This window comes from Nonomuraea sp. NPDC003727 (genome assembly GCF_053586935.1).
The window spans coordinates 1-25,117 of sequence record NZ_JBSFNE010000039.1 but is presented as its reverse complement, the minus strand read 5'-3'; the positions used below and the strand labels follow the sequence as shown (position 1 = coordinate 25,117).

General features: G+C 71.0%; 20 protein-coding genes. 2 read left to right on the top strand and 18 right to left on the bottom strand.

The features are described 5' to 3' along the window. The 11 genes from ACWDLG_RS44360 to ACWDLG_RS44310 all read right to left on the bottom strand — a co-directional run. A partial coding sequence (locus ACWDLG_RS44360) for a serine dehydratase beta chain (RefSeq protein ID WP_449931586.1) occupies positions 1 to 146 on the bottom strand: 146 nt, incomplete at its 3' end. Next, positions 143 to 706, bottom strand: a complete 564-nt coding sequence (locus ACWDLG_RS44355; protein WP_449931584.1) for a sarcosine oxidase subunit gamma — start codon at positions 704 to 706, stop codon at positions 143 to 145. The genes ACWDLG_RS44355 and ACWDLG_RS44360, both read right to left, overlap by 4 nt. After that, a complete protein-coding gene (locus ACWDLG_RS44350) occupies positions 699 to 3,575 on the bottom strand; it encodes a 2Fe-2S iron-sulfur cluster-binding protein (RefSeq protein WP_449931582.1) in 2,877 nt (958 codons plus the stop codon). Before ACWDLG_RS44350 ends, ACWDLG_RS44355 begins: the two co-directional genes overlap by 8 nt. Further along, positions 3,572 to 3,850, bottom strand: a complete 279-nt coding sequence (locus ACWDLG_RS44345) for a sarcosine oxidase subunit delta (RefSeq protein WP_354918144.1) — start codon at positions 3,848 to 3,850, stop codon at positions 3,572 to 3,574. The genes ACWDLG_RS44350 and ACWDLG_RS44345 overlap by 4 nt, the downstream gene beginning before the upstream one ends. Positions 3,851 to 3,860: 10 nt before the next feature. Further along, positions 3,861 to 5,093 carry a sarcosine oxidase subunit beta family protein gene (locus ACWDLG_RS44340; protein WP_354918141.1) on the bottom strand — a complete coding sequence of 411 codons (1,233 nt, stop codon included), beginning with the start codon at positions 5,091 to 5,093 and terminating at the stop codon, positions 3,861 to 3,863. Further along, positions 5,090 to 6,346: a serine hydroxymethyltransferase gene (glyA, locus tag ACWDLG_RS44335; protein WP_449931580.1), complete on the bottom strand. Its 1,257-nt coding sequence runs from the start codon at positions 6,344 to 6,346 to the stop codon at positions 5,090 to 5,092. Before glyA ends, ACWDLG_RS44340 begins: the two co-directional genes overlap by 4 nt. A gap of 12 nt (positions 6,347 to 6,358) precedes the next feature. Further along, on the bottom strand, positions 6,359 to 8,767 hold the full coding sequence (locus tag ACWDLG_RS44330) for a GcvT family protein (protein ID WP_449931578.1): 2,409 nt from the start codon (positions 8,765 to 8,767) through the stop codon (positions 6,359 to 6,361). A 185-nt stretch (positions 8,768 to 8,952) separates the two neighbouring features. Further along, complete coding sequence (locus ACWDLG_RS44325; protein ID WP_449931576.1) at positions 8,953 to 9,936, bottom strand: ABC transporter substrate-binding protein; 984 nt, start codon at positions 9,934 to 9,936, stop codon at positions 8,953 to 8,955. A gap of 35 nt (positions 9,937 to 9,971) precedes the next feature. After that, positions 9,972 to 11,960 (bottom strand): ABC transporter permease subunit, encoded by a 1,989-nt coding sequence (locus tag ACWDLG_RS44320; protein ID WP_354918130.1) that lies wholly within the window; start codon positions 11,958 to 11,960, stop codon positions 9,972 to 9,974. Beyond that, positions 11,957 to 13,018, bottom strand: coding sequence for a quaternary amine ABC transporter ATP-binding protein (locus ACWDLG_RS44315; RefSeq protein ID WP_449931573.1), 1,062 nt, complete (start codon positions 13,016 to 13,018; stop codon positions 11,957 to 11,959). Before ACWDLG_RS44315 ends, ACWDLG_RS44320 begins: the two co-directional genes overlap by 4 nt. A 26-nt stretch (positions 13,019 to 13,044) precedes the next feature. Further along, complete coding sequence (locus ACWDLG_RS44310; RefSeq protein ID WP_449931571.1) at positions 13,045 to 14,511, bottom strand: aldehyde dehydrogenase family protein; 1,467 nt, start codon at positions 14,509 to 14,511, stop codon at positions 13,045 to 13,047. A gap of 219 nt (positions 14,512 to 14,730) precedes the next feature. Here ACWDLG_RS44310 and purU point away from each other — a divergent pair, with 219 nt between their 5' ends. Continuing rightward, the gene (gene purU, locus ACWDLG_RS44305) at positions 14,731 to 15,594 is read left to right on the top strand and encodes a formyltetrahydrofolate deformylase (protein ID WP_449931569.1); all 864 of its coding nucleotides are present in this window, start codon (positions 14,731 to 14,733) and stop codon (positions 15,592 to 15,594) included. 87 nt (positions 15,595 to 15,681) lie between these two features. On the opposite strand, the gene betA is transcribed toward purU, so the two are convergent. Next, entirely contained in the window at positions 15,682 to 17,319 is a 1,638-nt protein-coding gene (betA, locus tag ACWDLG_RS44300) for a choline dehydrogenase (RefSeq protein ID WP_449931567.1), read from the bottom strand. A gap of 127 nt (positions 17,320 to 17,446) precedes the next feature. Between betA and ACWDLG_RS44295 the strand changes: the two genes are divergently transcribed. Continuing rightward, positions 17,447 to 18,220, top strand: coding sequence for an IclR family transcriptional regulator (locus tag ACWDLG_RS44295; RefSeq protein WP_354918119.1), 774 nt, complete (start codon positions 17,447 to 17,449; stop codon positions 18,218 to 18,220). Here ACWDLG_RS44295 and ACWDLG_RS44290 read toward each other — a convergent pair. The 6 genes from ACWDLG_RS44290 to ACWDLG_RS44265 are packed head-to-tail and all read right to left on the bottom strand — an operon-like array spanning position 18,208 to position 24,866. Next, positions 18,208 to 20,484: an FdhF/YdeP family oxidoreductase gene (locus ACWDLG_RS44290; RefSeq protein WP_449931565.1), complete on the bottom strand. Its 2,277-nt coding sequence runs from the start codon at positions 20,482 to 20,484 to the stop codon at positions 18,208 to 18,210. The two genes, ACWDLG_RS44295 and ACWDLG_RS44290, sit on opposite strands and share 13 nt — an antisense overlap. Then, a complete protein-coding gene (locus ACWDLG_RS44285) occupies positions 20,460 to 21,584 on the bottom strand; it encodes an aromatic ring-hydroxylating oxygenase subunit alpha (protein WP_449931563.1) in 1,125 nt (374 codons plus the stop codon). Before ACWDLG_RS44285 ends, ACWDLG_RS44290 begins: the two co-directional genes overlap by 25 nt. 27 nt (positions 21,585 to 21,611) lie before the next feature. After that, entirely contained in the window at positions 21,612 to 22,247 is a 636-nt protein-coding gene (locus ACWDLG_RS44280) for an MBL fold metallo-hydrolase (protein WP_354918113.1), read from the bottom strand. After that, positions 22,247 to 23,332: an S-(hydroxymethyl)mycothiol dehydrogenase gene (locus ACWDLG_RS44275; protein ID WP_354918110.1), complete on the bottom strand. Its 1,086-nt coding sequence runs from the start codon at positions 23,330 to 23,332 to the stop codon at positions 22,247 to 22,249. The genes ACWDLG_RS44280 and ACWDLG_RS44275 overlap by 1 nt, the downstream gene beginning before the upstream one ends. A gap of 14 nt (positions 23,333 to 23,346) precedes the next feature. Further along, positions 23,347 to 24,519, bottom strand: coding sequence for an NAD(P)/FAD-dependent oxidoreductase (locus ACWDLG_RS44270; protein ID WP_449931560.1), 1,173 nt, complete (start codon positions 24,517 to 24,519; stop codon positions 23,347 to 23,349). Then, positions 24,516 to 24,866, bottom strand: coding sequence for a bifunctional 3-phenylpropionate/cinnamic acid dioxygenase ferredoxin subunit (locus ACWDLG_RS44265; protein ID WP_354918104.1), 351 nt, complete (start codon positions 24,864 to 24,866; stop codon positions 24,516 to 24,518). Before ACWDLG_RS44265 ends, ACWDLG_RS44270 begins: the two co-directional genes overlap by 4 nt. Positions 24,867 to 25,117: the final 251 nt, after the last annotated feature.

The following is a 25,117-nucleotide window of genomic DNA, read 5'->3' as shown; positions in this document are numbered from 1 at the left end:
ACCACCCGCACCCGCTCCACCCGCTCCAGCAGCCCGTCGGCGCGCAGCCCCCGGGCGAAGCGGTGCGCGGCCGCCATCGGCCCGCCGGTGTGCGAACTCGACGGCCCGATACCGATCTTGAAGAGGTCGAAGACGCCGATGCTCACCGCACGTACTCCGTCGCGGCGTCGAGCAGCCATTCGGCCAGGTAGGCGGCGAAGGAGGAGCGCACCAGCACGAGGAAGCCGTCCTGCTGGGGAAGCAGCACGACCTGCGTGCGCGCGAGGGTGGTCTGCGCGCACGCCCCCGGAGCGAAGGCGCTCGGGTGCAGGTCGATGGTGCAGCCGTGGGACAGCAGGTCCCGCGCCTTCGGCCCGGCGACCAGCAGCGTGGTGCGCTGGGCGGACACGTCGACCACCGAGCCCTGGCCGCCGTCCACGGCCTTGCGCAGCAGCTCTGACCGGTACCCCTCAGGACCGATCACCAGCCACTCGTCGGGGCCGAGCCAGGCCACGGTCAGCTCGCCCGACCGTACGGCGGTGCAGGGCGTGGTGGGCAGCGGCGCGCCCAGGACGGCCGCGACCTCGTCCGCGGCCGGACCGGCCGGGTCCACGCGCACGTTGACGTGGGTGAGGAACGGGATCTCGGCCAGCCTGAGCGCCCCGCTCGACGAGACGGCCTCGAACCGGCCTGCGAAGGCCGCTGCGGGACTCCTGCGTTCAGCCATCGCGGCGCGCTCCTTCCGGGTCGTACAGGACATGCGAGGTGACGGTGACGGGCACGAGGGCGCCGCCGACGGGTGCGTACAGCCGCTCGCCTACCCGGCTCTGCCCGCCCTTGACCAGGGCCAGCGCGAACGTCCGGCCGAGGGCGGCGCTGCGGTAGCTGGAGGTGACGTGGCCGAGCATGGGCACGGGCGGCGCGGGCAGCTCGGCGTCGGCGACCAGGTGCGCGCCCTCCGGCAGCAGGTAGGACGGGTCCTCCGGCAGCAGGCCGACCAGCTGCTTGCGGTCGGGCCTGGAGGTGTCGGCCCGCGCGAAGGAGCGCTTGCCGACGAAGTCGGGCTTCTTCTTGGACACCACCCACGACATGCCCAGGTCCTGCGGGGTGACGGTGCCGTCGGTGTCCTGGCCGACGATCGGGTAGCCCTTCTCGGCGCGCAGGACGTGCATGGTCTCGGTCCCGTACGGCGTGACGCGCCCGGTGTCCATGATCGCCGTCCAGAGGCGCAGGCCGTCCCACGAGGTCACGTTGATCTCGTAGGCGAGCTCGCCGGAGAAGCTGATCCGGCACACCCGGGCGGGGATGCCGGCCACCTCCGCCTCCCGCCAGGTCATGAACGGGAAGTCGGCGACGCCGACGGCCAGGTCGGGGGCGAGCTCGGCCAGCAGCTCGCGCGACCGCGGCCCGACCAGCGCGACCGTGGCCCACTGCTCGGTGACCGACGTGAGGTGGACGCGCAGCGTGGGCCACTCGGTCTGCAGCCACTCCTCCATCCAGTCGAGGACGGTGGCCGCGTTGCCGGTCGTCGTGGTGACCAGGAAGTGGTCCTCGGCCAGCCGGATGACGGTGCCGTCGTCGAAGACCATCCCGTCGGGCCTGCACATCACGCCGTAGCGGACGGCGCCGACGGCCAGCGAGCTCATCATGTTGGTGTAGAGCCGGTCGAGGAACTCGCCGGCGTCGGGGCCGATCACGTCGATCTTGCCGAGCGTGGATGCGTCCATGGCCGCGACGCTCTCGCGGGCGGCCGCGCACTCGCGCAGGACGGCGCTCTCCATGTCCTCGCCGGCGCGCGGGTAGTACCACGGGCGCTTCCACTGGCCGACGTTCTCGAACAGCGCGCCGTTGGCGACGTGCCACTCGTGCAGGGCGGTCACCCTGATCGGGTCGTGCAGCGCGCCGCGGTCGCGGCCGGCGAGGGCGGCGAAGCTCACCGGCGCGTACGGCGCGCGGAAGGTGGTGCTGCCGAGCTCGCCGACGGTGGTGCCGAGGGCGTGGGCCACGACCGCCGTGGTGAGCAGTCCCGAGGTCTTGCCCTGGTCGTGGGCGGTGCCCGCGGTGGTGTAGCGCTTGATGTGCTCGACGGAGCGCAGGCCCGCCCCGGTCGCCCGCTGGACGTCGGCCGCGGTCACGTCGCGTTGCAGGTCGACGAAGTGGGAGCGGTAGTCGGTGGCGGGGACCAGCCAGAAGGCCTGCCCGGGGGTCGTGGGCGTCTCCACGGTGGCCCGCGGGGTCGCGGGCCGCTCGCCCACCGCCCTGCCGAGGACCGCCTCCAGTGCGCGGTAGCCCGCGGCGGCGCCGTCGGCGAGGCAGCCGCTCAGCGTGAACACGCCCTTCGCCGCTCCCGCCGCCTCGACGGCCTGGCGGGAGGCGTCCGGGACGATCGTGCCGAGCGCGTCGTCGTAGCGGAGCGTCCCGCCCGACTGGCTGAACAGGTGCACGACGGGGTTCCAGCCGCCTGACACCAGCAGCAGGTCGGCGGCCAGCTCCTGCTCTCCGACGGCGGCGCCGGCCTCGGGCCGGTGCCGGCCGACCAGCACGCTGGAGACCTGGCCGTCGCCCTGGGCGGCGGTCACCACGTGCCCGGACAGCACCTGGATGCCGCGTTCGCGGGCGCCGGCCGTCCACGCCGCGCCGGGCGAGGGCCGGACGTCGACGACGGCGGCGATCTCGACGCCCGCGTCGGCCAGGTCGAGAGCGGCGGCGTAGGCGCTGTCGTTGGCGGTGAAGACGACCGCGCGGCGGCCGGGGAGCACGCCGTACCTGTTGACGTAGGCGCGGGCGGCGCCGGCCAGCATGACGCCGGGCAGGTCGTTGCCCGCGAAGGCGATCGACCGCTCGTGCGCGCCGGTGGCCAGCACGACGCGCTTGGCGCGGATGCGCCACACGCGCTCGCGCGCGACGTCCGCGGGTGCGGTGGCGCCCAGGTGGTTGGTGCGCCGTTCGACGGCGACGACGTAGTTGTCGTCGTAGTAGCCGATCGCGGTGGTCCTGCGCAGTACCTTGACCTCGGGCATCGCCTCGAGCACGGCCGCGGTCGCGGCGGCCCAGTCGGCGCCGGAGCCGACCTCCTGCGGCCCGAGCACGTCGTCCGCGCCGGGCTCGGTCACGGACTCGCGGGTGCCGAGCAGGCTGCCGCCGGGCTCGGACCGCTCGTCGACGAGGATGACGCGCGCGCCCGTGCCGGCCGCGGCGCGGGCGGCGGCCAGTCCGGCGGGACCGGCGCCGACGACCAGGACGTCGCAGTGCGCGTGGACGGCGTCGTAGCGGGCGGGGTCCGGCTCGGTGGCCAGCCTGCCCTGGCCGGGCAGGCCGGCGGCGACCAGGCCGTCGTACAGCTCGACCGTGGTGGCGGGGAGCATCGGCTCGGGGAAGGGCGCCTCGATCTGCACGACCGCGCTCGGCTCCTCGCCGCCGGCCGAGACGATGCCGCGCGGGCGGCCGAGCTTGACGCTCGTGGCGACCTGGCGCACCCCGTTGGCCAGCAACGCCGAGGCGAGGGTGTCGCCCGGGTGCCCGGTGTACTCCTGGCCGTCGAAGGTGAAGCGGAGCGTGGTGTCGCGGTCGATCCGGCCGCCGCTGTCGCGCCTCATGAGGTCACCGGCCTGGGCTCGCCCACCCGGTAGACGGCGTGGATCTCGTTGGTCGCGGTGTCGCGCACCGCGTTGAACCAGCGGCGGCAGCCGGCGGAGTGGCTCCAGCGCTCGGCGAAGCGCCCCTTGGGGTTGTCCCTGAAGAACAGGTAGCGGGCCCACTCCTCGTCGGACAGCGCCGCCGGGTTGTCCGGGTAGGCGACGTGCGCCTGCCCGCCGTAATGGAACTCGGCCTCATCGCGTGGGCCGCACCATGGACATGAGATCAGCAGCATCGTGAGGTCCTCAGTGCGCGACCGCGGCGGCGCCGTGCTCGTCGACGAGCGCCCCGGTGGTGAATCGGTCAAGGGAGAAGGGGGCGTTGAGCGGGTGCGGCTCGTCGTTGGCCACCGTGTGGGCCAGGCACCAGCCCACGCCGGGGGTCGCCTTGAAGCCGCCGGTGCCCCATCCGCAGTTGAGGTACAGGCCCTCCACCTCGGTCAGGCCGACGATCGGCGAGGCGTCGGGCGAGACGTCCACCACGCCGCCCCAGGTCCGCAGCACGTGCGCCCTGGCGAAGACGGGGAACAGCTCGAGGGCCGCGGCCATCTGCCGTTCGATGATGTGGAAGGCGCCGCGCTGGCGGTAGGAGTTGGCCGCGTCGATGCCGGCGCCCATGACCAGCTCGCCCTTGTGCGCCTGGCTGACGTACACGTGGACGGCGTTGGACATGACGACCGTCGGGTGGACGGGCTCCAGCAGCTCCGACACCAGCGCCTGCAAGGGATGGCTCTGGAGGGGCAGGTCGATACCCGCGGTGGCGGCCACGACCGAGGTGTGCCCGGCGGCGCACAGCGCCACCCTGCCGGCCGCGATCGTCCCCTTCGTCGTCTCGACGCCGGTCACCCTGCCGTCGCGCACCTGGAGCCCGGTGACCTCGCAGTGCTCGACGAACTCGACGCCGAGCGCCGCCGCGGCCCTGGCCAGGCCCCACGCGACGTGGTCGTGCTTGGCGATGCCGGCCCTGGGCTGGAAGGTCCCGCCCAGCACGGGGTAGCGCACGTCGGGCGAGATGTTGACGATCGGGCAGACCTCCTTCACCTGGTGGGGGTCGAGCCACTCGGCGTCGACGCCGTTGAGGTTGTTGGCGTGCACCCGCCGTACGCTGTCGCGCACGTCCTGAAGGCTGTGGGCGAGGTTGAGCACGCCGCGCTGGCTGAACAGCAGCGGGTAGTCGAGCTCCTCCTCCAGGCCCTCCCACAGCTTGAGCGCGTGCTCGTAGATCCCCGCGCTCTCGTCCCACAGGTAGTTGGACCTGATGATGGTGGTGTTGCGCGCCATGTTGCCGCCGGCGAGCCAGCCGCGCTCCAGCACCGCCACATTGGTGATGCCGTGGTTCTTGGCGAGGTAGTAGGCGGTGGCCAGGCCGTGCCCGCCGCCGCCGACGATCACGACGTCGTAGGAACGCTTCGGTTCGGCGGCGCCCCACAGCCGGTCGGGGTGCTCGGGCAGGTCGGCGCCAGGGGTGCGCGGGCTCATCGGGCCTCTCCGTAGAGCGGGTGCTTGCTTGCCAGGGCCTCGACCCTGCCGCGCAGGAACGACAGGTCGGCCTGCGGTGTCAGCGCGGTGGCGATGATGTCGGCCACCTCGGTGAAGTCGGCGGCGCCGAAGCCGCGGGTGGCGAGGGCCGGGGTGCCGATGCGCAGCCCCGAGGTGACCATCGGGGGCCGCGGGTCGAACGGCACGGCGTTGCGGTTGACCGTGATGCCGACCTCGTGCAGCCGGTCCTCGGCCTGCTTGCCGTCCAGCTCGGACGCGCGCAGGTCGACCAGGACGAGGTGCACGTCGGTGCCGCCGGTCAGCACCCGCACCCCCGCCTCGACGGCGTCGGGGGCCAGCAGCCGCTCGGCCAGGATGCGGGCGCCTTCCAGGGTGCGGCGCTGCCGGTCGCGGAACGCCTCCTCGGAGGCGATCTTGAAGGCGACCGCCTTGGCCGCGATGACGTGCTCCAGCGGGCCGCCCTGCTGCCCGGGGAAGACCGCCGAGTTGATCTTCTTGCTGAGCTCCTCGGTGGACAGGATCACCCCGCCCCTGGGCCCGCCGAGGGTCTTGTGCGTGGTGGTGGTGACGACGTGGGCGTGCGGCACGGGCGAGGGGTGCAGGCCCGCGGCCACCAGGCCGGCGAAGTGCGCCATGTCGACCATGAGGTAGGCGCCCACCTCGTCGGCGATACGGCGGAAGGCCGCGAAGTCGAGCTGCCGCGGATAGGCCGACCAGCCCGCGATGACGAGCCGGGGCCGGTGCTCGCGGGCCAGGCGCGCGACCTCCTCCATGTCGACCAGGTAGTCGCTCTCGCGCACGTGGTAGGCGGCCACCTTGTACAGGCGTCCGGAGAAGTTGATGCGCATCCCGTGGGTGAGGTGGCCGCCGTGGGCCAGGTCGAGACCGAGAATGGTGTCGCCGGGTTCGAGGAGCGCGGCCATCGCGGCGGCGTTGGCCTGGGCGCCCGAGTGCGGCTGCACGTTGGCCGCCTGCGCGCCGAACAGCGCCTTCACCCTGTCGATGGCGAGCTGCTCGACGACGTCGACGTGCTCGCAGCCGCCGTAGTACCGCTTGCCCGGGTAGCCCTCGGCGTACTTGTTGGTGAGGACCGAGCCCTGGGCGGCCATGACGGCGGCGGGCGCGAAGTTCTCCGAGGCGATCATCTCCAGCGTCGAACGCTGGCGGGCGAGCTCGTCGCCGATGGCGGCGTGGACCTCGGGGTCCACCACGTCCAGCGGGGTGTCGATCATCTGGGGTCCTTTCTAACCGCGCAGGCGCTGCATCGCCGGGTCGAACAGGGGCTCCTCGGCGACCACGGCCTTGACTCTCCGGTCGAAGTAGCCGATGTCCACCGGCTGTCCCGGGGTCGCCAGCGCGGCCGGCAGCCACGCGTAGGCGATCCCCTTGCCGATGGTGTATCCGTAGGCGGCGCTGGCGACGTAGCCGGCGACGTTCTCACCGTCGTAGACGGGCTCCTTGCCCATGACGACCTCGTCGGTGAGCAGGCAGGTGAGCTTGCGCCGCACCGACTCCTTGCGGGCGAGCAGGGCCTCGCGGCCGACGAAGTCGCCCTTGTCCAGCTTGACGGCGAAGCCGAGGCCCGCCTCGTAGGGGTCGTGCTCGAAGGTCATGTCGGTACCGAAGGAGCGGTAGCCCTTCTCCAGGCGCAGGCTGGTGAAGGCGCCGCGGCCGCCGGCGACGACGCCGTGGTCCTGGCCGGCCTCCCACAGGGTGTCCCAGAGCTTGAGCCCCATGTCGGCGGTGGTGTAGATCTCCCAGCCGAGCTCGCCGACGTAGGACAGGCGCAGCATCGTGACCGGCACGTTGCCGATGTAGGCGCGGGTGCCGCGGAAGTAGCGCAGCGCCGTCAGGTCGGTCGTGGTCAGCGGCTGGACCAGGTCGCGGGCCCGCGGCCCCCAGAGGCCCACGCAGCAGGTGCCCGCGGTGATGTCGCGCACCTGCACCGAGCCGTCGCGGGGGCGGTGCCGGTCGAACCAGTCGAGGTCGAGGTTGCCGTTGGCGCCGACCTGGAACTCCTCGGCCCCGAGGCGGGCGACGGTGACGTCGCTGCGGATGCCGCCGTCGGTGTCGAGCAGCAGGCAGTAGGTCACCGAGCCGACCGACTTGTCCACGTCCCCCGTGGTGAGGGACTGCAGGAAGGCCACGGCGCCGGGGCCGCTGACCTCCAGGCGCTTGAGCGCGGTCATGTCGTACATCGCGACGGACTCGCGGGTGGCCTGGGCCTCGGCACCCACGATCGGGGACCAGTACTGCGCGGCCCAGTCTCCGGGGGTGGGGATGTCCCTGCCCTTGAGCAGACCCGCGTTGGCGCCGTACCACTGGGGCCGCTCCCACCCGGAGGCCTCGAGGAAGACCGCGCCGAGCTCCTGCTGGCGGGGGTGGAAGGGGCTGGTGCGCAGCGGGCGGGGCTCCTCCATCGGCTGGAGGGGGTGGATGATGTCGTAGACCTCGACGTAGTTCTGGCAGCCTCGGGCCAGCACGTAGTCGGGGGCGATCTGGTGCGGCTCGAACCTGTTGACGTCGCACTCGTGCAGGTCGAAGGAGGAGCAGTGGCCGTCGACGAGCCATTCGGCCATCGCCAGGCCGACGCCCGCCGAGTGGGTGACCCAGACGGCCTCGGCCACCCAGAAGCCCTTGACCTCCCGCGACTCGCCCATGAGCGGCAGGTGGTCGGTGGTGAAGGAGAACAGCCCGTTGATGCCCTCCTCGACCTTGGCCGACTGGGTGGCGGGAAGCAGGTCCTGGGTCGCGGTCCACGCCTCGGCGAAGTCGTCGGGGGTGAAGGTGAGCACCGAGGGCATCACCTCGGCCGCGTCGACCGACAGGATGTCGTCGGCGCTGATCGGCATCGGCCGGTGGCCGTAGTAGCCGATGCCCAGCGTGTCGAAGCGCTCGCGGTAGTAGAGGTCGGCGTCCTGGTGGCGCAGGATCGGCCGGGTGGCCTCCTCGGTCGCTCCGGCCAGGTCAGGCACCTGCCCCGTCCATGCCAGCTGGTGGGCCAGCGGCGTGAGGGGGAGGTTCATGCCCACCATGCGGGCCACCTTCGGCCCCCAGATGCCGGCGCAGCAGACCACGATCTCGGCGGGGATCTCGCCCTGGTCGGTGACCACCGCGGCGACCCTGCCGTTCTCGGTCCTGATGTCGAGGACCTCGTGCCTGGGCAGCACCCGCACGCCGCGCTCGCGCGCCCTGGCGAGCTGGGCGTCGACCGCCTTGACCGCCTTGGCCAGGCCGTCGGTCGGCAGGAACAGGCCGCCGAGGACCTTGGCACCGTCGAGGAGGGAGTGCTTGGCCACGCACTCCTCGGGGGAGAGCAGGTGCGCCTCGATCCCCCACGCCACCGCCCAGCCGTACCTGCGGTGCAGTTCGGCCAGCCGCTCGGGGGTGGTGGCCACTTCGAGCCCGCCGACCTGGAAGAAGCTGTCGAGTGCGACGAACTTCTCGACCGTGTAGCGGGCCATCTCGGTCATGGTCTTCGACCCGTTGGTCTGGAACACCAGTCCGGGGGCGTGTGAGGATGAGCCGCCGGTGGCGGGCACGTCTCCCTGATCGACCACGGTGACATCGGTCCAGCCTCGGGCGGACAACTCGTCGGCGAGGGCGGCGCCGACCACGCCCGCCCCGATGATGACGACGCTCGGGCCCGTCATAGCCACCTCCGTTGTTGCGATATATGCAACCAAACGCGTTTTCCGCAACAAGCGTCGCTCGCCGCATTGCGGGTGTCAAGGGGCGTTCTGTCTTATTCCGTACGGCTTCGCGGCGGATTAGAACGTTCCAATCCCGCGCAAGCACCAGCCCGATCGCGGGGTCAGGCGATCGGGCTGGTGAGACCTCAGCTCTGGGGGACCCAGGCCTTGACCTTGTCGGCGTTGTCGGCCACCCACTTGGCGGCCGCGTCCTCGGGCGTCATCTTGTCCTCGGAGATGTACTTGGCCACGAGGTTCTGGTCGTCGTTGGTCCAGGTGAAGTTCTTGACCAGCGCGTAGGCGGGACTGCCGGAGTCGGCGAACTTCTTGCTCACGATCTTGTCAAGTTCGTACGGCGGGTAGTCGCAGGCCACCTTGGCCGGGTCCGCGTCACAGCCCTCGGTGTACTGCGGCAGGTTCACCTTGACCAGCTTGAGCTCCGACATGAACCACTGCGGCTCGTAGAAGTAGCCGATGATGGGCTTCTGCTGCTTCTCCGACTGCCGGAAGGCCGTGATGAGCGCGGTCTCGCTGCCGGCGTAGACGACCTTGTAGTCCAGCTTCAGGTTCTTGACCAGGGCCGCGTCGTTGGTGACGAACGAGGGGTCGCCGTCGAGCAGCTGCCCCTTGCCTTCGGACTCGGAGGTCTTGAACAGGTCGGCGTACTTGTTGAGGTTCTTCCAGTCGGTGATGTCGGGATACTTCTGGGCCATCCACGGCGCCACGTACCAGCCGATCACGCCCTTGTTGCCCGTCGGGCCCGCCGACACGGCGACCTTCTGGTCCTCGATGTACTTCTTCTTGAGGTCGTCGTGGGCCCAGTTCTCCACGACCGCGTCGACCTCGCCGGTGGCGAAGCCCTGCCAGGCCACCTCCTCCTTGAGGTCCTTCTTCACCACCTTGCAGCCGAGGTTCTTCTCCGCCACGTGGGCGATGACCGCGGCGTTCGCCTCGTAGCCCACCCATGGGTTGACGGCGAGGTTGAAGGTGCCGCAGCTCTTGCCTCCCTGTCCGCCGGCCGCGGGCTGCTGCGTCTCGCCGACCTTCGCCCCGCCGCACGCGGTGAGCAGGAGGCCGGTGCCGGTCACGAGCGCGATCGCCCTGACCCTTCCACTCCTCGTCAAAGCCACCTGGTCCTCCAGAGTTCTCACTAGCCGGTTATCGGTTACTTGTGGGTGACACCGCCGTGCGCGGCCACGTCGGCCCGCCGGGTGGCGGCGCTCATGACGCGGTCGAGCACGATGCCGAGCACGACGATCGCGAGCCCGGCGGCCAGCCCCTTGCCGCGGAGCTGGTGCTGCGAGAAGCCGGCCACGACGTCGTAGCCGAGGGCTCCGGCTCCCACCAGGCCGCCGACGACCACCATCGACAGCACGTAGATCAGTCCCTGGCTGGCCGCCAGCGTCACGCCGCTGCGCGCCATCGGGAGCTGGACCTTGGAGATGAGCTGCCACGTTCCCGTGCCCGCCGAGACGGCGGCCTCCACGGTCGTGGGCGAGACCCGCCTGATGCCCTCGGCCACCAGCTTGATGGCGATGGGCGCGGCGAAGACGACGGCCGCGATGATCGCGGTGAACCGCGTCGGGCCGAACAGGCCGAGGATCGGCACCAGGTAGACGAAGGCGGGCATCGTCTGCCCCGCGTCCAGGACCGGCCGCAGCATCGTGTCGGCCCGGTCGCTGCGGCCCATCCAGACGCCCAGCACCACGCCGAGCACCATGACCAGGATCGTCGCGACGAGCGTCGAGGCCAGCGTCACCATGCTGTCCTGCCAGAGTCCCAGCAGCACGAGCACGAGCAGGCCCGCGGCGGTCACCAGCGCGGCCCGCACGCTGCCCACCAGCAGGGCGACGGCGACGACCACGCCGAAGACGAGCCACCACGGCGAGCCGGTCAGCAGCGCCTCGAAGGGGTTGAGCAGCGTGTTGGTGAGCACGTTCTTCAGCGCGTCGGTGGTGGCGGCGAGGCTGTCCTGCACCCACAGGCTGGCCGCGTCGGCGGCCTGGCGCACGTAGTGGCCGAGCTCGGCCTGGACGGGGAACTCCGCGGCCCAGACGTAGGTGTAGGACAGGTAGCCGAGGACCGCCACCACGCCGAACGTGCCGGCCAGCTCCAGCCGGCGCCGTCGCGTGGTGCGCAGCCGGCCGGCGCGCCGTTCGGCCTCCACCCGCCGGCTGGCGGCCGAGGTCACCCGGTCCAGCACGACGGCCATGATGACGATGGCCAGGCCCGCGTTGAACGCGGTGCCCACGTCGAGCGTCTGCAGCGCCTTCAGCACCGTCTTGCCCAGGCCGGGCGCGTCGATGAGCGCCGCGATCGTCGCCATGGACAGCGCCGCCATGATGGTCTGGTTGACGCCGACGATGATCGTCTGCTTGGCCATCGGGAGCCGCACGTGGCGCAGCGCCTGCGCGGAGGTGGCGCCGAGCGAGGCGCCCGCCTCCAGCGTGTCCGGCGAGACCTGCCTGATGCCGTGCGCGGTGATGCGGATGGCCGGCGGGATCGCGTAGATCATCGTGGCGATGGTGGCGCTGGCCGGGCCGATGAGGAAGAACAGCGTCAGCGGCGCCAGGTAGACGAACGTCGGCATCGTCTGCATGAAGTCCAGCACCGGCGTCACCACCCGGTGGAACCGGTCGCTCAGCCCCGCCCAGACGCCGAGCGGGATCCCGACGGCCAGCGAGAGCGCGACCGCGGTCAGCGTGAGAGCGAGGGTGTCCATGCTCTCCTGCCACAGGCCCAGCACGCCGAAGGAGAGGAAACCGGCGGCGGTGAGCAGCGCCACCTTCCCGTTGCCCCACAGCCACGCGATGGCGGTGGCGAGCCCGGCCACGCCGAGCCAACCGAGGACCGGGACGGGCCGGCCGAAGGACGCCTGGCTGATCAGCGCCTGGACGAACGTCACCGACTCGTCGAGGAAGAGCCGGATGTAGTTGATGAAGTACAGGAAGAACGGATTGCTGTTGCGGCCGTCGTCGATCGCGTCCATGCCCTCGTTGAGCGAGGTGTGCAGGGGCGTCAGCTCCGCGCCGCCGAGGGCGAGGGTGTCGCGGCCGTTGAACAGCGCCCAGCCGAGCACCCATACGGCGAGCACCACCAGGAGCAGGTATCTGCGGGCCGGCAGCCTGGCGGCCACCACCGCCACGGTGGTCATCGTTCCTGCCCTCCCGCGATCACCTCGAGGATCTCGGCGCTGGTGACCACCCCGAGCAGCGTGTCCCCGTCCGTCACGCGCACCGGCCGGTCGGCCGAGAGCACGGTGTGCACGGCGTCGCGGATGACGACGTCGGGGCCGAGCTCCGGGCCGTCCAGCGACTCGTCCATCAGGGGCTGGCGCATGATCCAGCGCAGCGTGAGGACGTGGGAGCGCGGGACGTCGCTGACGAAGTCCCTGACGTAGTCGTCGGCGGGTGCGCCCACCACCTGGTCCGGCGTGCCGACCTGGACCAGCTCGCCGTCGCGCATGATGAGGATCCGGTCGCCCAGCTTCAGCGCCTCGCTGAGGTCGTGGGTGATGAAGATCATCGTCTTGCCGACCTCGTGGTGCAGGCGGATGACCTCGTTCTGCATCTCCCGCCTGATCAGCGGGTCGAGCGCGGAGAACGGCTCGTCGAACAGCAGCACCTCGGGGTCGGCGGCCAGCGCGCGGGCCAGGCCCACCCGTTGCTGCATGCCGCCGGACAGCTGGTCGGGGTAGGAGTTCTCGAAGCCGTTGAGCCCGACCAGGCCGACGACCTCGCGGGCGCGGGCGTAGCGGTCCTGCTTGGGGACGCCGCGGATCTCCAGGCCGAAGGCGACGTTGTCCAGCACGCACCGGTGCGGCAACAGGCCGAAGTGCTGGAAGACCATGGCCATGCGGTGCCTGCGCAGCTCGCGCAGCCTGCGGTCGTCGGCCTTGCGGATGTCCTCGCCGTCCAGGACGACCTCGCCTGCCGTGGGCTCGATGAGCCTGGTCAGGCAGCGGACGAGGGTGGACTTGCCCGAGCCCGACAGGCCCATGACGACGAACACCTCGCCCCGGCGTACCTCGAAGGAGACGTCGCGCACGGCGGCGACGCAGCCGGTCCGCTCCTTCAGTTCCTTACGGCTGAGCGTGGTACCGACGACCGCCTCGGCCTTGGGGCCGAACACCTTCCACAGCCCCCTGACATCGAGGATGGGCACGGTTTCGGTGTCGAGCGGACTACGTTCGGTCAGTGACGGCACGGTCATGACCACCTCTTGGGAGTCTCGGAGCGTCAGTTCGCTGGGAACCACCGCTGGGGGCGCGGGCGGGTGTTCTGCCACACATGCTTGATCTCGCGGTACTCGTCGAGTCCGGTCGGCCCGAGTTCGCGGCCGATGCCGGACTGCTTGAAACCACCCCACTCGGCCTGCGGCACGTAGGGGTGGTAGTCGTTGATCCACACCGTGCCGTGGCGGAGCCGTCCCGCGACCCGCTGCGCCTTGCCGGCGTCCTGGGTCCAGACCGCGCCGGCCAGGCCGTACTCGGTGTCGTTGGCGAGGAGGACGGCCTCCTCCTCGGTGGTGAAACGCTCGACGGTCAGCACGGGGCCGAAGGACTCCTCCCGCACCACGCGCATGCCCTGCTTGCAGTCGTCGAGGACGGTGGGCGGGAAGAAGAAGCCGGGGCCGTCGAGCCGGCGACCGCCGCAGCGCAGGGTCGCGCCCTCGGCCAGGCCCGCGGCCACGTACTCCTCGACCTTGGCCAGGTGCGCGGCGGAGATGAGCGGGCCCGCCTGCGCCTCGGGGTCGAAGGGGCCGCCCAGGCGGATGCGCTCCGCCCTTCTGACCACCTCGTCGACGAAGGCGTCGTGCAGGGAGTCCTCCACCAGCAGCCGCGCGCCCGCCGAGCAGACCTGGCCTGAGTGCAGGAACACGGCGGTGAGCGCGAAGTCGACGGCGGTCTCGAAGTCGGCGTCGGCGAAGACGATGTTGGGGTTCTTGCCGCCGAGCTCGAGCGCGACGCGCTTGACCGTGGCCGCGGCCGCGGCCATGATCCGCCGTCCCGTGGCCAGGCCGCCGGTGAAGGAGACCAGGTCGACGTCGGGGTCCTCGGCCAGCGGCGCGCCCACCTCGGGTCCCGCGCCGAGCACGAGGTTGGCCACGCCCTTGGGCAGGCCGGCCTCCTCCAGGGCGCGGACGAGCAGGATGGCCGTGCTCGGGGTGAGCTCGCTGGGCTTCAGCACGAAGGTGTTGCCCGCGGCCAGCGCGGGCGCCACCTTCCAGGTGGTCTGCAGCAGCGGGTAGTTCCAGGGCGTGATCAGGCCGCAGACACCGACGGGTTCGTAGACGACCTTGCTGATCGCGTCGTCGCGGCCGGTGTCGATGACGCGGCCCGCGTCGGTTCCGGCCACGCCGGCGAAGTAACGTAGGCAGGCGATGGAGTCGTCGACGTCGTACTCGCTCTCGACCAGGCGCTTGCCGGTGTCGCCCGACTCCGCGCGGGCGAAGGCGTCGCGGTCACGTTCCACCAGGTCGGCGACCGCGTAGAGCAGCGCGCCGCGCTCCCTGGCGGGAGTGGTGGGCCATGGACCGCGGTCGAAGGCGTGCCGCGCGGCCCTGATGGCGGCCACGGTGTCGGCCGCTGTGGCTTCGGCGACCGTGGTCACGAGGCTGCCGTCGGCGGGCGAAAGGATGTTCCGCTGTCCGCCGGCGACCGGCCTGGTCCACGTGCCGCCGATGGAGAGATGGGTCATCGGCATACCCCTGATCGTTGCGTATGGCGCAAGGCAATGCTCAGTGAGGAACAGAATTGACCCGTCACCCTCCGTTCGTCAAGGCTTTGAGGGAATCACTGGGCGAATACATACGTTGTGATTCCGTTTACTCCCTGGTAGCCCTCTTGACGGGTGGGCGGTCGCACGTCCACGCTGTTGCGTATACATCACCATTTTGCGTATTACGCAACACAAGGAGGTGTGATGTCTCCTCGTCCCGGCCCAGGCCGCGAGTTCATCCTCACCGTCTCCTGCTCGGACAAGCCTGGCATCGTGTACGCGGTGAGCAGCTTCCTCGTGCAGCACCGCGGTGACATGTTGCAGAGCAAGCAGTTCAACGACAGAAGAGGCGGCGGCTTCTTCATGCGCGTGCACTTCGCCGCCCAGGACGGGCTGGAAGAGCTGCGTGAGGGCTTCGCCTACGTCGCCGAGTCGTTCCAGATGACGTGGCAGCTCAACGACGCCGCGACGCCCACGCGGGCGCTCGTCATGGTGTCGAAGTTCGGCCACTGCATGAACGACCTGCTCTTCCGCCGGCAGGTCGGCGGCCTCAACATCGACGTCCCCGCCGTCGTCTCCAACCATCCCGACCTGGAGCCGCTCGCGGCCTCCTACGGCGTGCCGTTCCACCACGTCCCCGTCACGCCGGACGGAAAGGAGGAGGCAGAGGCCAAAATCCTCGAGCTCGTCGCGGAGTACGAGGCGGACCTGGTGGTGCTGGCGCGCTACATGCAGATCCTGTCCGACGACATGTGCAAGCGCCTGGAAGGCCGCGCCATCAACATCCACCACTCGTTCCTGCCAGGGTTCAAGGGCGCCAAGCCCTACCACCAGGCGCACGAGCGCGGGGTGAAGCTCATCGGCGCGACCGCGCACTACGTCACGGCCGACCTCGACGAGGGCCCCATCATCGAGCAGGACGTGGCCAGGGTGGACCACGAGCTCGACCCGGAGGACCTGGTCGCGGCGGGCAGGGATGTGGAGGCTCAGGTGCTCGCCAGGGCCGTCAAGTGGCACAGCGAGCACCGGGTGCTGCTCAACGGGGACCGCACGGTCGTCTTCCGCTGAGCCGGACACCCAAGAACGAGGCGGTGGGGGTACTGCGCCCCCCACCGCCTCTCTTGTTGTGTCCCAGGCCCTCGCGCGCGGTCCGGCTCAGGCGCGGTGCCGGTAGAAGTCCACCGGCTCGGGCGGCAGCGGCGTGTTGCCGAGGATGAGGTCGGCCGCCTTCTCCGCCAGCATCATGACCGGCGCGTAGATGTTGCCGTTGGTGACGTACGGCATGACCGAGGCGTCCACCACGCGCAGGCCGTCGAGGCCGTGCACCCGCATGCTCTCGGGGTCGGTGACCGACATGTCGTCCACGCCCATCCTGGCCGTGCAGGAGGGGTGCAGGGCCGTCTCGCCGTCCTTGGCCACCCAGTCGAGGATCTCCTCGTCGGTCTCCACGGAAGGACCGGGCGAGATCTCGCCGGTGCTGTACTCACCCAGCGCGGGCTGGCCGAGGATCCTGCGGGCCACCCTGACGGCCTCCACCCATTCCCGCCTGTCCTGGTCGGTGGACAGGTAGTTGAAGCGCAGGGCGGGATGCTGGCGCGGATCGGTGCTCTTGATCTTGACCGAGCCGCGGGCGTCGGAGTACATCGGCCCGACGTGCACCTGGTACCCGTGCCCGCCCGAGGGCGCCGAGCCGTCGTAGCGCACGGCGATGGGCAGGAAGTGGAACATCAGGTTGGGGTAGTCGACCTCGTCGTTGCTGCGGACGAAGCCGCCGGCCTCGAAGTGGTTGGTCGCGCCGGGCCCCTTGCGCAGGAACAGCCACTGCGCGCCGATCCACGGGTGGCGCCACTTCTGCAGGTTCGGCTGCATGGAGACGGGCTTGCCGCAGCCGTGCTGGATGTAGACCTCCAGGTGGTCCTGGAGGTTCTCCCCCACCCCCGGCAGGTCGTGCACCACGTCGACGCCGAGCTCGCCCAGCTCGCGCGCGTTGCCGACGCCGGACAGCTGCAGGAGCTGGGGCGAGTTGATCGCCCCGCCGCACAGGATGACCTCGCCCGCGCGGACGGTGCCGCCGTCGTACTCGACGCCGACGGCGCGCGTGCCCTCGAAGAGGATGCGCGTCACCAGCGCCCGCGTCCTGACCGTCAGGTTCGGCCGCTTCATCACCGGATGCAGGTAGGCGCGGGCCGCGCTCAGCCTGCGGCCGCGCCTGATGTTGCGGTCGAAGCGGGCGAAGCCCTCCTGCCGGTAGCCGTTGACGTCGTCGGTGAGGGGGTATCCGGCCTCCTGCACGGCCGCGAAGAAGGCGTCGTAGAGCGGCGTGCCGGCCGCTCCCCTCTCCAGCGCCAGCGGCCCGTCGTGGCCGCGGAAGGGGGTGCCGGGGTCGGCCAGGCAGTTCTCCATCCTCTTGAAGTACGGCAGGCAGTGGGCGTAGTCCCAGGTCTTCATCCCGGGGTCGGCGCCCCACCTCTCGTAGTCGAGGGGGTTGCCGCGCTGGAAGATCATGCCGTTGATGCTGCTGGAGCCGCCGAGCACCTTCCCGCGGGCGTGGTAGATGCGCCTGCCGTGCATGTGCGGCTCGGGCTCCGACTCGTACTTCCAGTCGTAGAAGCGGTTGCCGATCGGGAAGGGGAGCGCGGCCGGCATGTGGATGAAGACGTCCCACAGATAGTCGGGCCGGCCGGCCTCGAGGACCAGCACCCGCGTAGCGGGGTCCGCGGAGAGCCGGTTGGCCAGGGCGCTGCCCGCCGAGCCGCCTCCGACGATGACGAAGTCGTACTGCTGTGACGTCATGTTGCCTCGTCTCGCTCGCGCGTTTCACCGAATCGTATCGCTATACGCATTGTGTTGCACTAGTCGCAACAAGAGATCTTTTGGTGTTGTGTTCGACGCGGTTCCCTTCAGCACTTACAGTTTCGCTATGAGCAACGACTCGAGCAGCGGGGGCGTCCAGTCGGTCGACCGGGCGATCAGCGTGCTGGAGATCCTTTCGCGCCGCGGCGAGGCCGGGGTCAGCGAGGTGGCCGCCGAGATCGACGTGCACAAGTCGACGGCCTTCCGGCTGCTCGGCGCGCTGGAGGCACGCGGCCTCGTGGAGCAGGCCGAGGACAGAGGCAAGTACCGGCTCGGCTTCGGCATCATCAGGCTCGCCGGCGGTGTCAACACCCAGATGGACATCACCCAGCGCGGGCGGGCGGTCTGCCAGCGGCTGGCGCAGGAGATCGGCGAGACGGTCAACATCGCCGTGCTCCGCTCCTCCTACGCCGTCAACCTCGACCAGGTCAGGGGCCCCTCGGCGGTCACCGCCTACAACTGGGTCGGCCAGGTGACCCCGCTCCACGCCACCTCCAGCGGCAAGGTGCTGCTGGCCCACCTCGACGACAGGCAGCGCACCCGGCTGCTGTCGGACGGGAAGCTGGAGGGCTACACTCCCAAGACCATCACCTCCGTCGACGAGCTGGAGCAGCAGCTGGCCCTGACGCGGACGGCGGGCTACGCCTACTGCCTGGAGGAGCTGGAGGACGGCCTCAACGCCATGGCCGCGCCCATCCGCTCCTACCACGGAGAGGTGGTCGCGGCCGTCAGCGCCTCGGGTCCCGCCTACCGGTTCAGCGCCGAGCGCATGCACGAGCTGGCCCCCGTCCTGATGGAGGGCGCCGACGAGATCAGCCGCCGCCTGGGCTACGCCGGCTGAGCCCGCTCCAGCCGTACCACCACGCTCTTGGAGGTCGGCGTGTTGGACGTCTCGGCCACCGAGTCCAGCGGCACCAGCACGTTGGTCTCGGGGAAGTAGGCCGCGCAGCAGCCGCGGGCCGTCGGGTAGGCGATCACCCTGAACCCGTCGGCCCTGCGCTCGCCGTCCGGCCACTCGCTGACCAGATCCACCAGGTCGCCGTCGGCGAGGTCGCGCTCGGCCAGGTCGTCCTGATGGACGAAGACCACCCTGCGGCCCGCCTTGACCCCGCGGTAGCGGTCGTCGAGGCCGTAGATCGTGGTGTTGTACTGGTCGTGGCTCCTGACCGTCTGCAGCAGCAGCCGCCCTGGCGGGACGCGCAGCACCTCCAGCTCGTTGACGGTGAAGTTGGCCTTGCCCGTGGCCGTGGGGAACCTGCGCTCGTCCCTGGGCGCGTTGGGCAGCGCGAAGCCCTCCGGCGCGCGGGCGTTGAAGTCCTCGAAACCGGGGATCACCCGTGACACGCGGTCCCTGATCACGCCGTAGTCGCGCGCGAAGTCGGCCCACGGCACGTGCGGATCGTCGCCGAACAGCGCGGCGGCCAGCCCGCAGACGATCGCCACCTCGGGCCGCAGCTCCGCCGAGGCCGGCGCGAGCCGGCCGCGCGAGGCGTGCACCAGCCCCATCGAGTCCTCGACGGTGACGTAGCCGCCCGCGTCGCGTTCGGTACGGCCCAGCGTCGGCAGGATGAGCGCCTCCGCGCCGCACACCGCGTGGGAGCGGTTGAGCTTGGTGGAGATCTGCACCGTCAGCCGGGTACGGCGCAGCGCCGCCTCGGTGACGTCGCTGTCGGGCGTGGCCCTGACGAAGTTTCCGCCCATCCCGACGAACACCTTGGCCGTCCCGTCGCGCATGGCGCGGATCGCCTCGACGGTGTCGAAACCGTGGTGGCGGGGCGGCGAGAAGCCGAACTCCTTGCCCAGGGCGTCGAGGAAGGCCGCGGCCGGCTTCTCGTAGATGCCCATCGTCCGGTCGCCCTGCACGTTGGAGTGGCCGCGTACGGGGCAGACGCCCGCGCCGCTCCTGCCGACGTTGCCGCGCAGCAGCAGGAAGTTGACCACCTCCCTGATGGTGGCCACCGAGTTGCGATGCTGGGTCAGGCCCATCGCCCAGCACACGATGACCGACCCGGCCGCGCGCACCTCCTCGGCCGTCGCCTCCAGCTCGGCCCTGGTCAGCCCGGTGGCCTCCAGCACCTGGTCCCAGTCGAGGGCGCGCAGGTGCCGCTCCCACTCCTCGAACCCGTGCGTGTGCCGGTCGACGAACTCCTTGTCGGCCGAGTCGAGCAGCAGCAGCGACAGCGCCTGGAAGAGCGCCATGTCGCCGTTGAGGCGGATCTGCAGGAACCGGTCGGCCAGCGCGGTGCCCTTGCCGAGGCCCGAGGGCCGCTGCGGGTTCTTGAAACGCAGCAGGCCCGCCTCGGGCAGCGGGTTGACCGCGACGATCCGCGCGCCCGCGCGCTTGGCCCGCTCCAGCGCGGTCAGCATGCGGGGGTGGTTGGTGCCGGGGTTCTGGCCCACCACGAAGATGAGCTCCGCGCGGTGCAGGTCTTCCAGCGACACCGTGCCCTTGCCGATGCCGAGCGTCTCGTTGAGCGCCGACCCGCTCGACTCGTGGCACATGTTGGAGCAGTCGGGCAGGTTGTTGGTGCCGAAGCGGCGCACGAGCAGCTGGTAGGCGAAGGCGGCCTCGTTGGAGGTGCGGCCCGAGGTGTAGAAGACCGCCTCGTCCGGGCCGCCGAGCGCGCGCAGCTCCCTGGCGATGATCTCGAAGGCGCGCTCCCACGAGATCGGCACGTAGTGGTCGGCCCCCTCGGGCTTGTGCATCGGCTCGGTGAGCCTGCCCTGCTGGCCGAGCCAGTGGTCACTGCGGACGGCCAGCTCGCTCACCGGGTGGGCGGCGAAGAAGTCACGCCCGATCCTGCGTGTCGTGGCCTCCTCCGCCACCGCCTTGGCGCCGTTCTCGCAGAACTCGGCGGGGCTGCGGTGCTCCCCCTCGGGCCAGGCGCACCCAGGGCAGTCGAAACCGCGTTTCTGGTTGACCTGGAGCAGTGTCAGCGCGGTGCGGCCCACCCCCATCTGGCGGTAGGCGGTCCGCATCGCGTGCCCGACGGCGGGCAGTCCGCCCGCCCAGTCCTTGGGCGGGCGGACCCGCATGTCCTCGTCACCGGCGTCGTCGCGCGGCGCCTTTCGAACCACTGTCAGCCGATCCTGTCCTGTACCCATTCGTGGAAGACGCCGATGTGGTGCTCGCTGGGCACGAGCACGCCGCCCTTGGCGTACGTGCGCGAGCCCATCGTGGGCTGGCAGCGCTCGCACGCCTCGAAGTCCTGCTCGTTGACACGATGGAAGAGTTCCACGGACTTGTCCAGGTCCTTGCCGCTCTCCACCACGCCCGGCAGGTAGAGCCAATCACACTCGACGACGGTCCTGTCCACCGCCAGGGGGAACATCCGGTGCACGATGACGTGGTCGGGCACCAGGTTGATGAAGACCTGGGGCTTGATCGTGATCGCGTAGTAGCGCCGGTCCTGGTCCTCGCTCACGCCGGGGATGCGGTCGAGCCCCGCGGAGCCGTCCACGGTGAAGCCCTTGATCTCCTCGCCGAACTCGGCGCCGTGGCCGACGAAGTACTGCGCGGCGTACCCGTCGGCGAACTCCGGCAGCACCTCGGTCAGCTCGGGGTGGATCGTGGCGCAGTGGTAGCACTCCATGAAGTTCTCGATGATGAGCTTCCAGTTGGCCTTCACGTCGTAGACGATCCTGCGGCCGACCTCGAGCCCCGCCACGTCGTAGTTGTCGATCAGCTCCAGGGCGCCGAGCCGTTCGGTCACGGCGCCCATCACGTCGTCCTCGAAGGAGGGAGGCTCATCGGCCAGGCAGACCCACACGTAGCCGAGCCACTCCCTGACGTGCACGTTGATCAGGCCGTACTGGACGCGGTCGAGGTCGGCCATCTTGGTGAGGTTGGGCGCGGCGACCAGCTTGCCGTCCAGGCCGTAGGTCCAGGCGTGGTAGGGGCACTGGAAGGCGCGCGCGACCTCGCCCGACTCCTCGGTGCACAGCTGTGCGCCGCGGTGCCGGCAGACGTTGAAGAAGGCGCGCACGGACCTGTCGCGCGCCCTGGTGACCAGGATGCTCTCGCTGCCGACCTGGACCGTCTTGAACGAGCCCGGCTTGGGGATGTCGGACGAGCGCACCACGCAGAACCACATCGCCTCGAAGATGTTCTTCTGCTCCCGCGCGAAGAGCGCCTGATCGGTGTAGTAGTGGCCGGGCAGGGTGGGGATCACGCTGGAGGTGGGGGCGGTGCTGGAGGTGGTCACGGGAGTACTCCTCTGATACGGGCCGGGTCAGTGTCCTCGGCGGATCCAGTCCTCGAGCTGCGGAGCCTCGGCCCCGATGCTGGTGTCGTCGCCGTGCCCGGTGTGGACCACGGTCTCGGCCGGCAGGGTGAGCAGCGTCTGGCTGATCGACGAGATGATCGTCGGGAAGTCGCTGAACGACCTGCCCGTCGCCCCTGGACCGCCCTGGAAGAGCGTGTCGCCGGAGAACAGGACGCCCAGCTCGGGCACGTACAGGCAGACCGCGCCCGGAGCGTGCCCTGGGGTGTGCAGGACATGGACGGCGCTGTCGCCGACCCTGATGATCTGCCCGTTCGCCAGCGCCCTGTCGGGGGCGGCGACCGGGTGGGTGAGCTTCCACAGCACCTGGTCGTCAGGGTGCAGGAAGACGGGCGCGCCGGTGCGGGCGGCCAGCAGCGGGGCGGCGTTCACGTGGTCGTCGTGGGCGTGCGTGCACACGATGCCCACCACCCCGCGGTCGCCGACGGCCGCCGCGATCGCGTCGGCGTCGTGGGCCGCGTCGACGACCAACACCTGGTCGTCGTCGCCGAGGAGCCACACGTTGTTGTCGACGTCCCAGGTGCCGCCGTCGAGGCTGAACGTCCCCGAGGTGACCAGGCGTTCGACGCGCACGGTGCCTGCCATCACAGCACCACCACCGAGCGCAGCACGTCGCCGTGGTGCATCTTGGCGAAGGCGTCCTCGACCTGGTCGAGGCCGATGGTCTCGGTGACGAAGGCGTCGAGGTCGAAGCGGCCCTGCAGGTAGAGGGAGATCAGCATGGGGAAGTCGCGGCTGGGCAGGCAGTCGCCGTACCAGCTGGACTTCAGCGCGCCGCCGCGGCCGAAGACGTCGAGGAGCGGCAGCTCCAGCGTCATCTCGGGGGTGGGCACGCCGACGAGCACGGCGGTCCCGGCCAGGTCTCGGGCGTAGAAGGCCTGCTTGAAGGTCTCCGGACGGCCGACCGCGTCGATCACCACGTCCGCGCCGAAGCCGCCGGTGAGCTCCCTGACGGCCTCGACCGGGTCGCTCTCCTTGGCGTTGACCGTGTGGGTGGCGCCGAAGTCGCGGGCCCAGGCGAGCTTGCGGTCGTCGACGTCCACCGCGATGATCGTGGTGGCCCCGACCAGCCGCGATCCGGCGATCGCCGCGTTGCCGACGCCGCCGCAGCCGATCACCGCCACCGAGTCGCCGCGGCTGACCGCGCCGGTGTTCACGGCGGCGCCGAGGCCCGCCATCACGCCGCAGCCGAGCAGGCCCGCCGCGGCGGGGGCGGCGGCCGGGTCGACCTTGGTGCACTGCCCGGCGGCCACCAGCGTCTTCTCGGCGAAGGCGCCGATGCCGAGCGCGGGGCTGAGCGGGGTGCCGTCCCGCAACGTCATCTTCTGCGTGGCGTTGTGGGTGGCGAAGCAGTACTGCGGGCGGCCCCGCAGGCAGGCGCGGCAGGAGCCGCACACCGCCCGCCAGTTGAGGATGACGAAGTCGCCCACGGCGACGTCCTTGACGTCCGGGCCGACGGCCTCCACCACGCCCGCGGCCTCGTGGCCGAGCAGGAAGGGGAAGTCGTCGCTGATGCCGCCCTCACGGTAGTGCAGGTCGGTGTGACAGACGCCACACGCCTGCACCTTCACCAGCGCCTCGCCGGGGCCCGGGTCCGGGACCAGGATCGTCTCCAGGCTTACCGGCTTGCCCTTGCCCGTCGCGACCACGCCGCGTACTTCATGAGCCATGATTCACTCCTGTCTCAGCCGGCCTGGACCGGCGCGGTCTCCAGATGGCGGCGCCAGCGGGTGAACAGCCTGACCTGGTTGACCCCCAGCACCGCGACGGGGCGCTCGCCCTGCCGGTAGACGGCAAGGAAGCTGTGGTCGGCCGGGTCACCCTCCTCCACGGTCACCGAGTCGGCGTCCCTGGCGTGCCCGATGAACTGGATCTTGATATCGAACTGGTCGGACCAGAAGTAGGCCGGGCGCACCGGCTCGGGCCTGGCGGTGCCGCCCGACAACAGCGTGGCCGCCGCCACGGCGGCCCGCTGCCTGGCGCCCGTCCAGTGCTCGATCCGGCGGTGGCCGCCCTGGGCGGGATCGAACCAGGCCGCGCAGTCGCCGACCGCGACGATGCCGGGCACGCGGGTGCCGCCGCCCTCGTCGCAGACGACGCCGTCGCCGAGCTCGAGGCCGCTGCCCTCCAGCCACGCGATGTTGGGCGTCGCACCGATGCCCACGACGACGACGTCGGCGGGCAGGTGCGTGCCGTCGGCCAGCCGTACGCCGTCGACCCTGCCGTCTCCGGTCAGCTCGGTGACGTACGCGCCGCGTACCAGGCGCACGCCGCGCCGCTCGTGCAGCGTGGCGATCGTCTCCGCCATCGCGGCGCCGAGGACGCCGGCCAGCGGCGCGCTGCCCGACTCCACGAGCGTGACCTCCAGGCCGAGGTCTCTGGCCGTCGCGGCCACCTCGGCGCCGATGAAGCCGCCGCCGATCACGACGACGCGTCCGGCGCGCTCCAGGTCGCCGCGCAGCGCGCGGGCGTCGTCCAGCGTGCGCAGCGTGTGCACGCCGGCCAGGCTCCGCGCGCCCGGCAGCTCGCGCGCGGAGGCGCCGGTGGCGATCACGATGCCGTCGGCCTTGACCGAGGTGCCGTCGCTCAGGATGACGCGGCGGGCGACCGGGTCGAGCGCGGTCGCGGCGACCCCGAGCCGCCATTCGGCGTCGAGCTCCTCGCCGTCGCCCTCCAGCGCGAGGTCGGCCTCGCCGATGGCGCCCTTGAGGAAGTCCTTGGACAGGGGCGGCCGGTCGTAGGGGCGGTGCCGCTCCTCGCCGACGAGGACGAGGCGGCCGGTGTAGCCCTGGCCGCGCAACGCCCTGGCGGTCAGGAGCCCGGCCAGCGAGGCGCCGACGACGCAGACGGTGTTCACGCCTGCCCCTTGAGCGTGACGCCGGGCGGCAGGTTCGGCTCCTCGTCGGAGGGCACGACGTAGATGACGTCGTCCTCGACGACGACCTGGTGGGTGCGCACCGGCCGCTTGGCGGGGGGCGCGTCGACCTGGCCGGTGCGCAGGTCGAACCGCGAGGCGTGCAGCGGGCATTCGATCTCGCAGCCCTCGAGCCAGCCGTCGGCCAACGAGGCATCCTGATGCGTACAGGTGTCGTCGATGGCGAAGATCTCGCCGTCCTCGGTATGGAAGACGGCGATGGGCGGGTCGGCCTCGACCCGGAGGGCCTCGCCTCGCGGCAGTGATGCAAGTGGGCACGCTGGGATCATCGTGTCACACCTCGGTTTCGCAAAGAGAAACATCTCGCGCTATACGCAACAGAGTGCGGGTGTGGATTGCGGATGTCAAGACCGGTTTTGTGCAAGTGATCCCGCTTCGCCCCGTCTGGCGGGCACCGCCTTCCGGGGGTGCTGGTCGCCGCACCTGCGCGGCGATTGATTCATCGCTTGGTGAATTCTGCTGGCAGGGGTGTCCCCCCGTGGGGACCGCGCGTGCCGGGGCGGGGGGCGGGGCCCGCCCC

Bases quoted from the DNA above. Each gene is read 5' to 3' on its own strand.
- ACWDLG_RS44355 (WP_449931584.1), bottom strand. From the start codon at position 706: ATGGCTGAACGCAGGAGTCCCGCAGCGGCCTTCGCAGGCCGGTTCGAG.
- ACWDLG_RS44350 (WP_449931582.1), bottom strand. From the start codon at position 3,575: ATGAGGCGCGACAGCGGCGGCCGGATCGACCGCGACACCACGCTCCGC.
- ACWDLG_RS44345 (WP_354918144.1), bottom strand. From the start codon at position 3,850: ATGCTGCTGATCTCATGTCCATGGTGCGGCCCACGCGATGAGGCCGAG.
- ACWDLG_RS44340 (WP_354918141.1), bottom strand. From the start codon at position 5,093: ATGAGCCCGCGCACCCCTGGCGCCGACCTGCCCGAGCACCCCGACCGG.
- glyA (WP_449931580.1), bottom strand. From the start codon at position 6,346: ATGATCGACACCCCGCTGGACGTGGTGGACCCCGAGGTCCACGCCGCC.
- ACWDLG_RS44330 (WP_449931578.1), bottom strand. From the start codon at position 8,767: ATGACGGGCCCGAGCGTCGTCATCATCGGGGCGGGCGTGGTCGGCGCC.
- ACWDLG_RS44320 (WP_354918130.1), bottom strand. From the start codon at position 11,960: ATGACCACCGTGGCGGTGGTGGCCGCCAGGCTGCCGGCCCGCAGATAC.
- ACWDLG_RS44315 (WP_449931573.1), bottom strand. From the start codon at position 13,018: ATGACCGTGCCGTCACTGACCGAACGTAGTCCGCTCGACACCGAAACC.
- ACWDLG_RS44310 (WP_449931571.1), bottom strand. From the start codon at position 14,511: ATGCCGATGACCCATCTCTCCATCGGCGGCACGTGGACCAGGCCGGTC.
- purU (WP_449931569.1), top strand. From the start codon at position 14,731: ATGTCTCCTCGTCCCGGCCCAGGCCGCGAGTTCATCCTCACCGTCTCC.
- betA (WP_449931567.1), bottom strand. From the start codon at position 17,319: ATGACGTCACAGCAGTACGACTTCGTCATCGTCGGAGGCGGCTCGGCG.
- ACWDLG_RS44295 (WP_354918119.1), top strand. From the start codon at position 17,447: ATGAGCAACGACTCGAGCAGCGGGGGCGTCCAGTCGGTCGACCGGGCG.
- ACWDLG_RS44290 (WP_449931565.1), bottom strand. From the start codon at position 20,484: ATGGGTACAGGACAGGATCGGCTGACAGTGGTTCGAAAGGCGCCGCGC.
- ACWDLG_RS44280 (WP_354918113.1), bottom strand. From the start codon at position 22,247: ATGGCAGGCACCGTGCGCGTCGAACGCCTGGTCACCTCGGGGACGTTC.
- ACWDLG_RS44275 (WP_354918110.1), bottom strand. From the start codon at position 23,332: ATGGCTCATGAAGTACGCGGCGTGGTCGCGACGGGCAAGGGCAAGCCG.
- ACWDLG_RS44265 (WP_354918104.1), bottom strand. From the start codon at position 24,866: ATGATCCCAGCGTGCCCACTTGCATCACTGCCGCGAGGCGAGGCCCTC.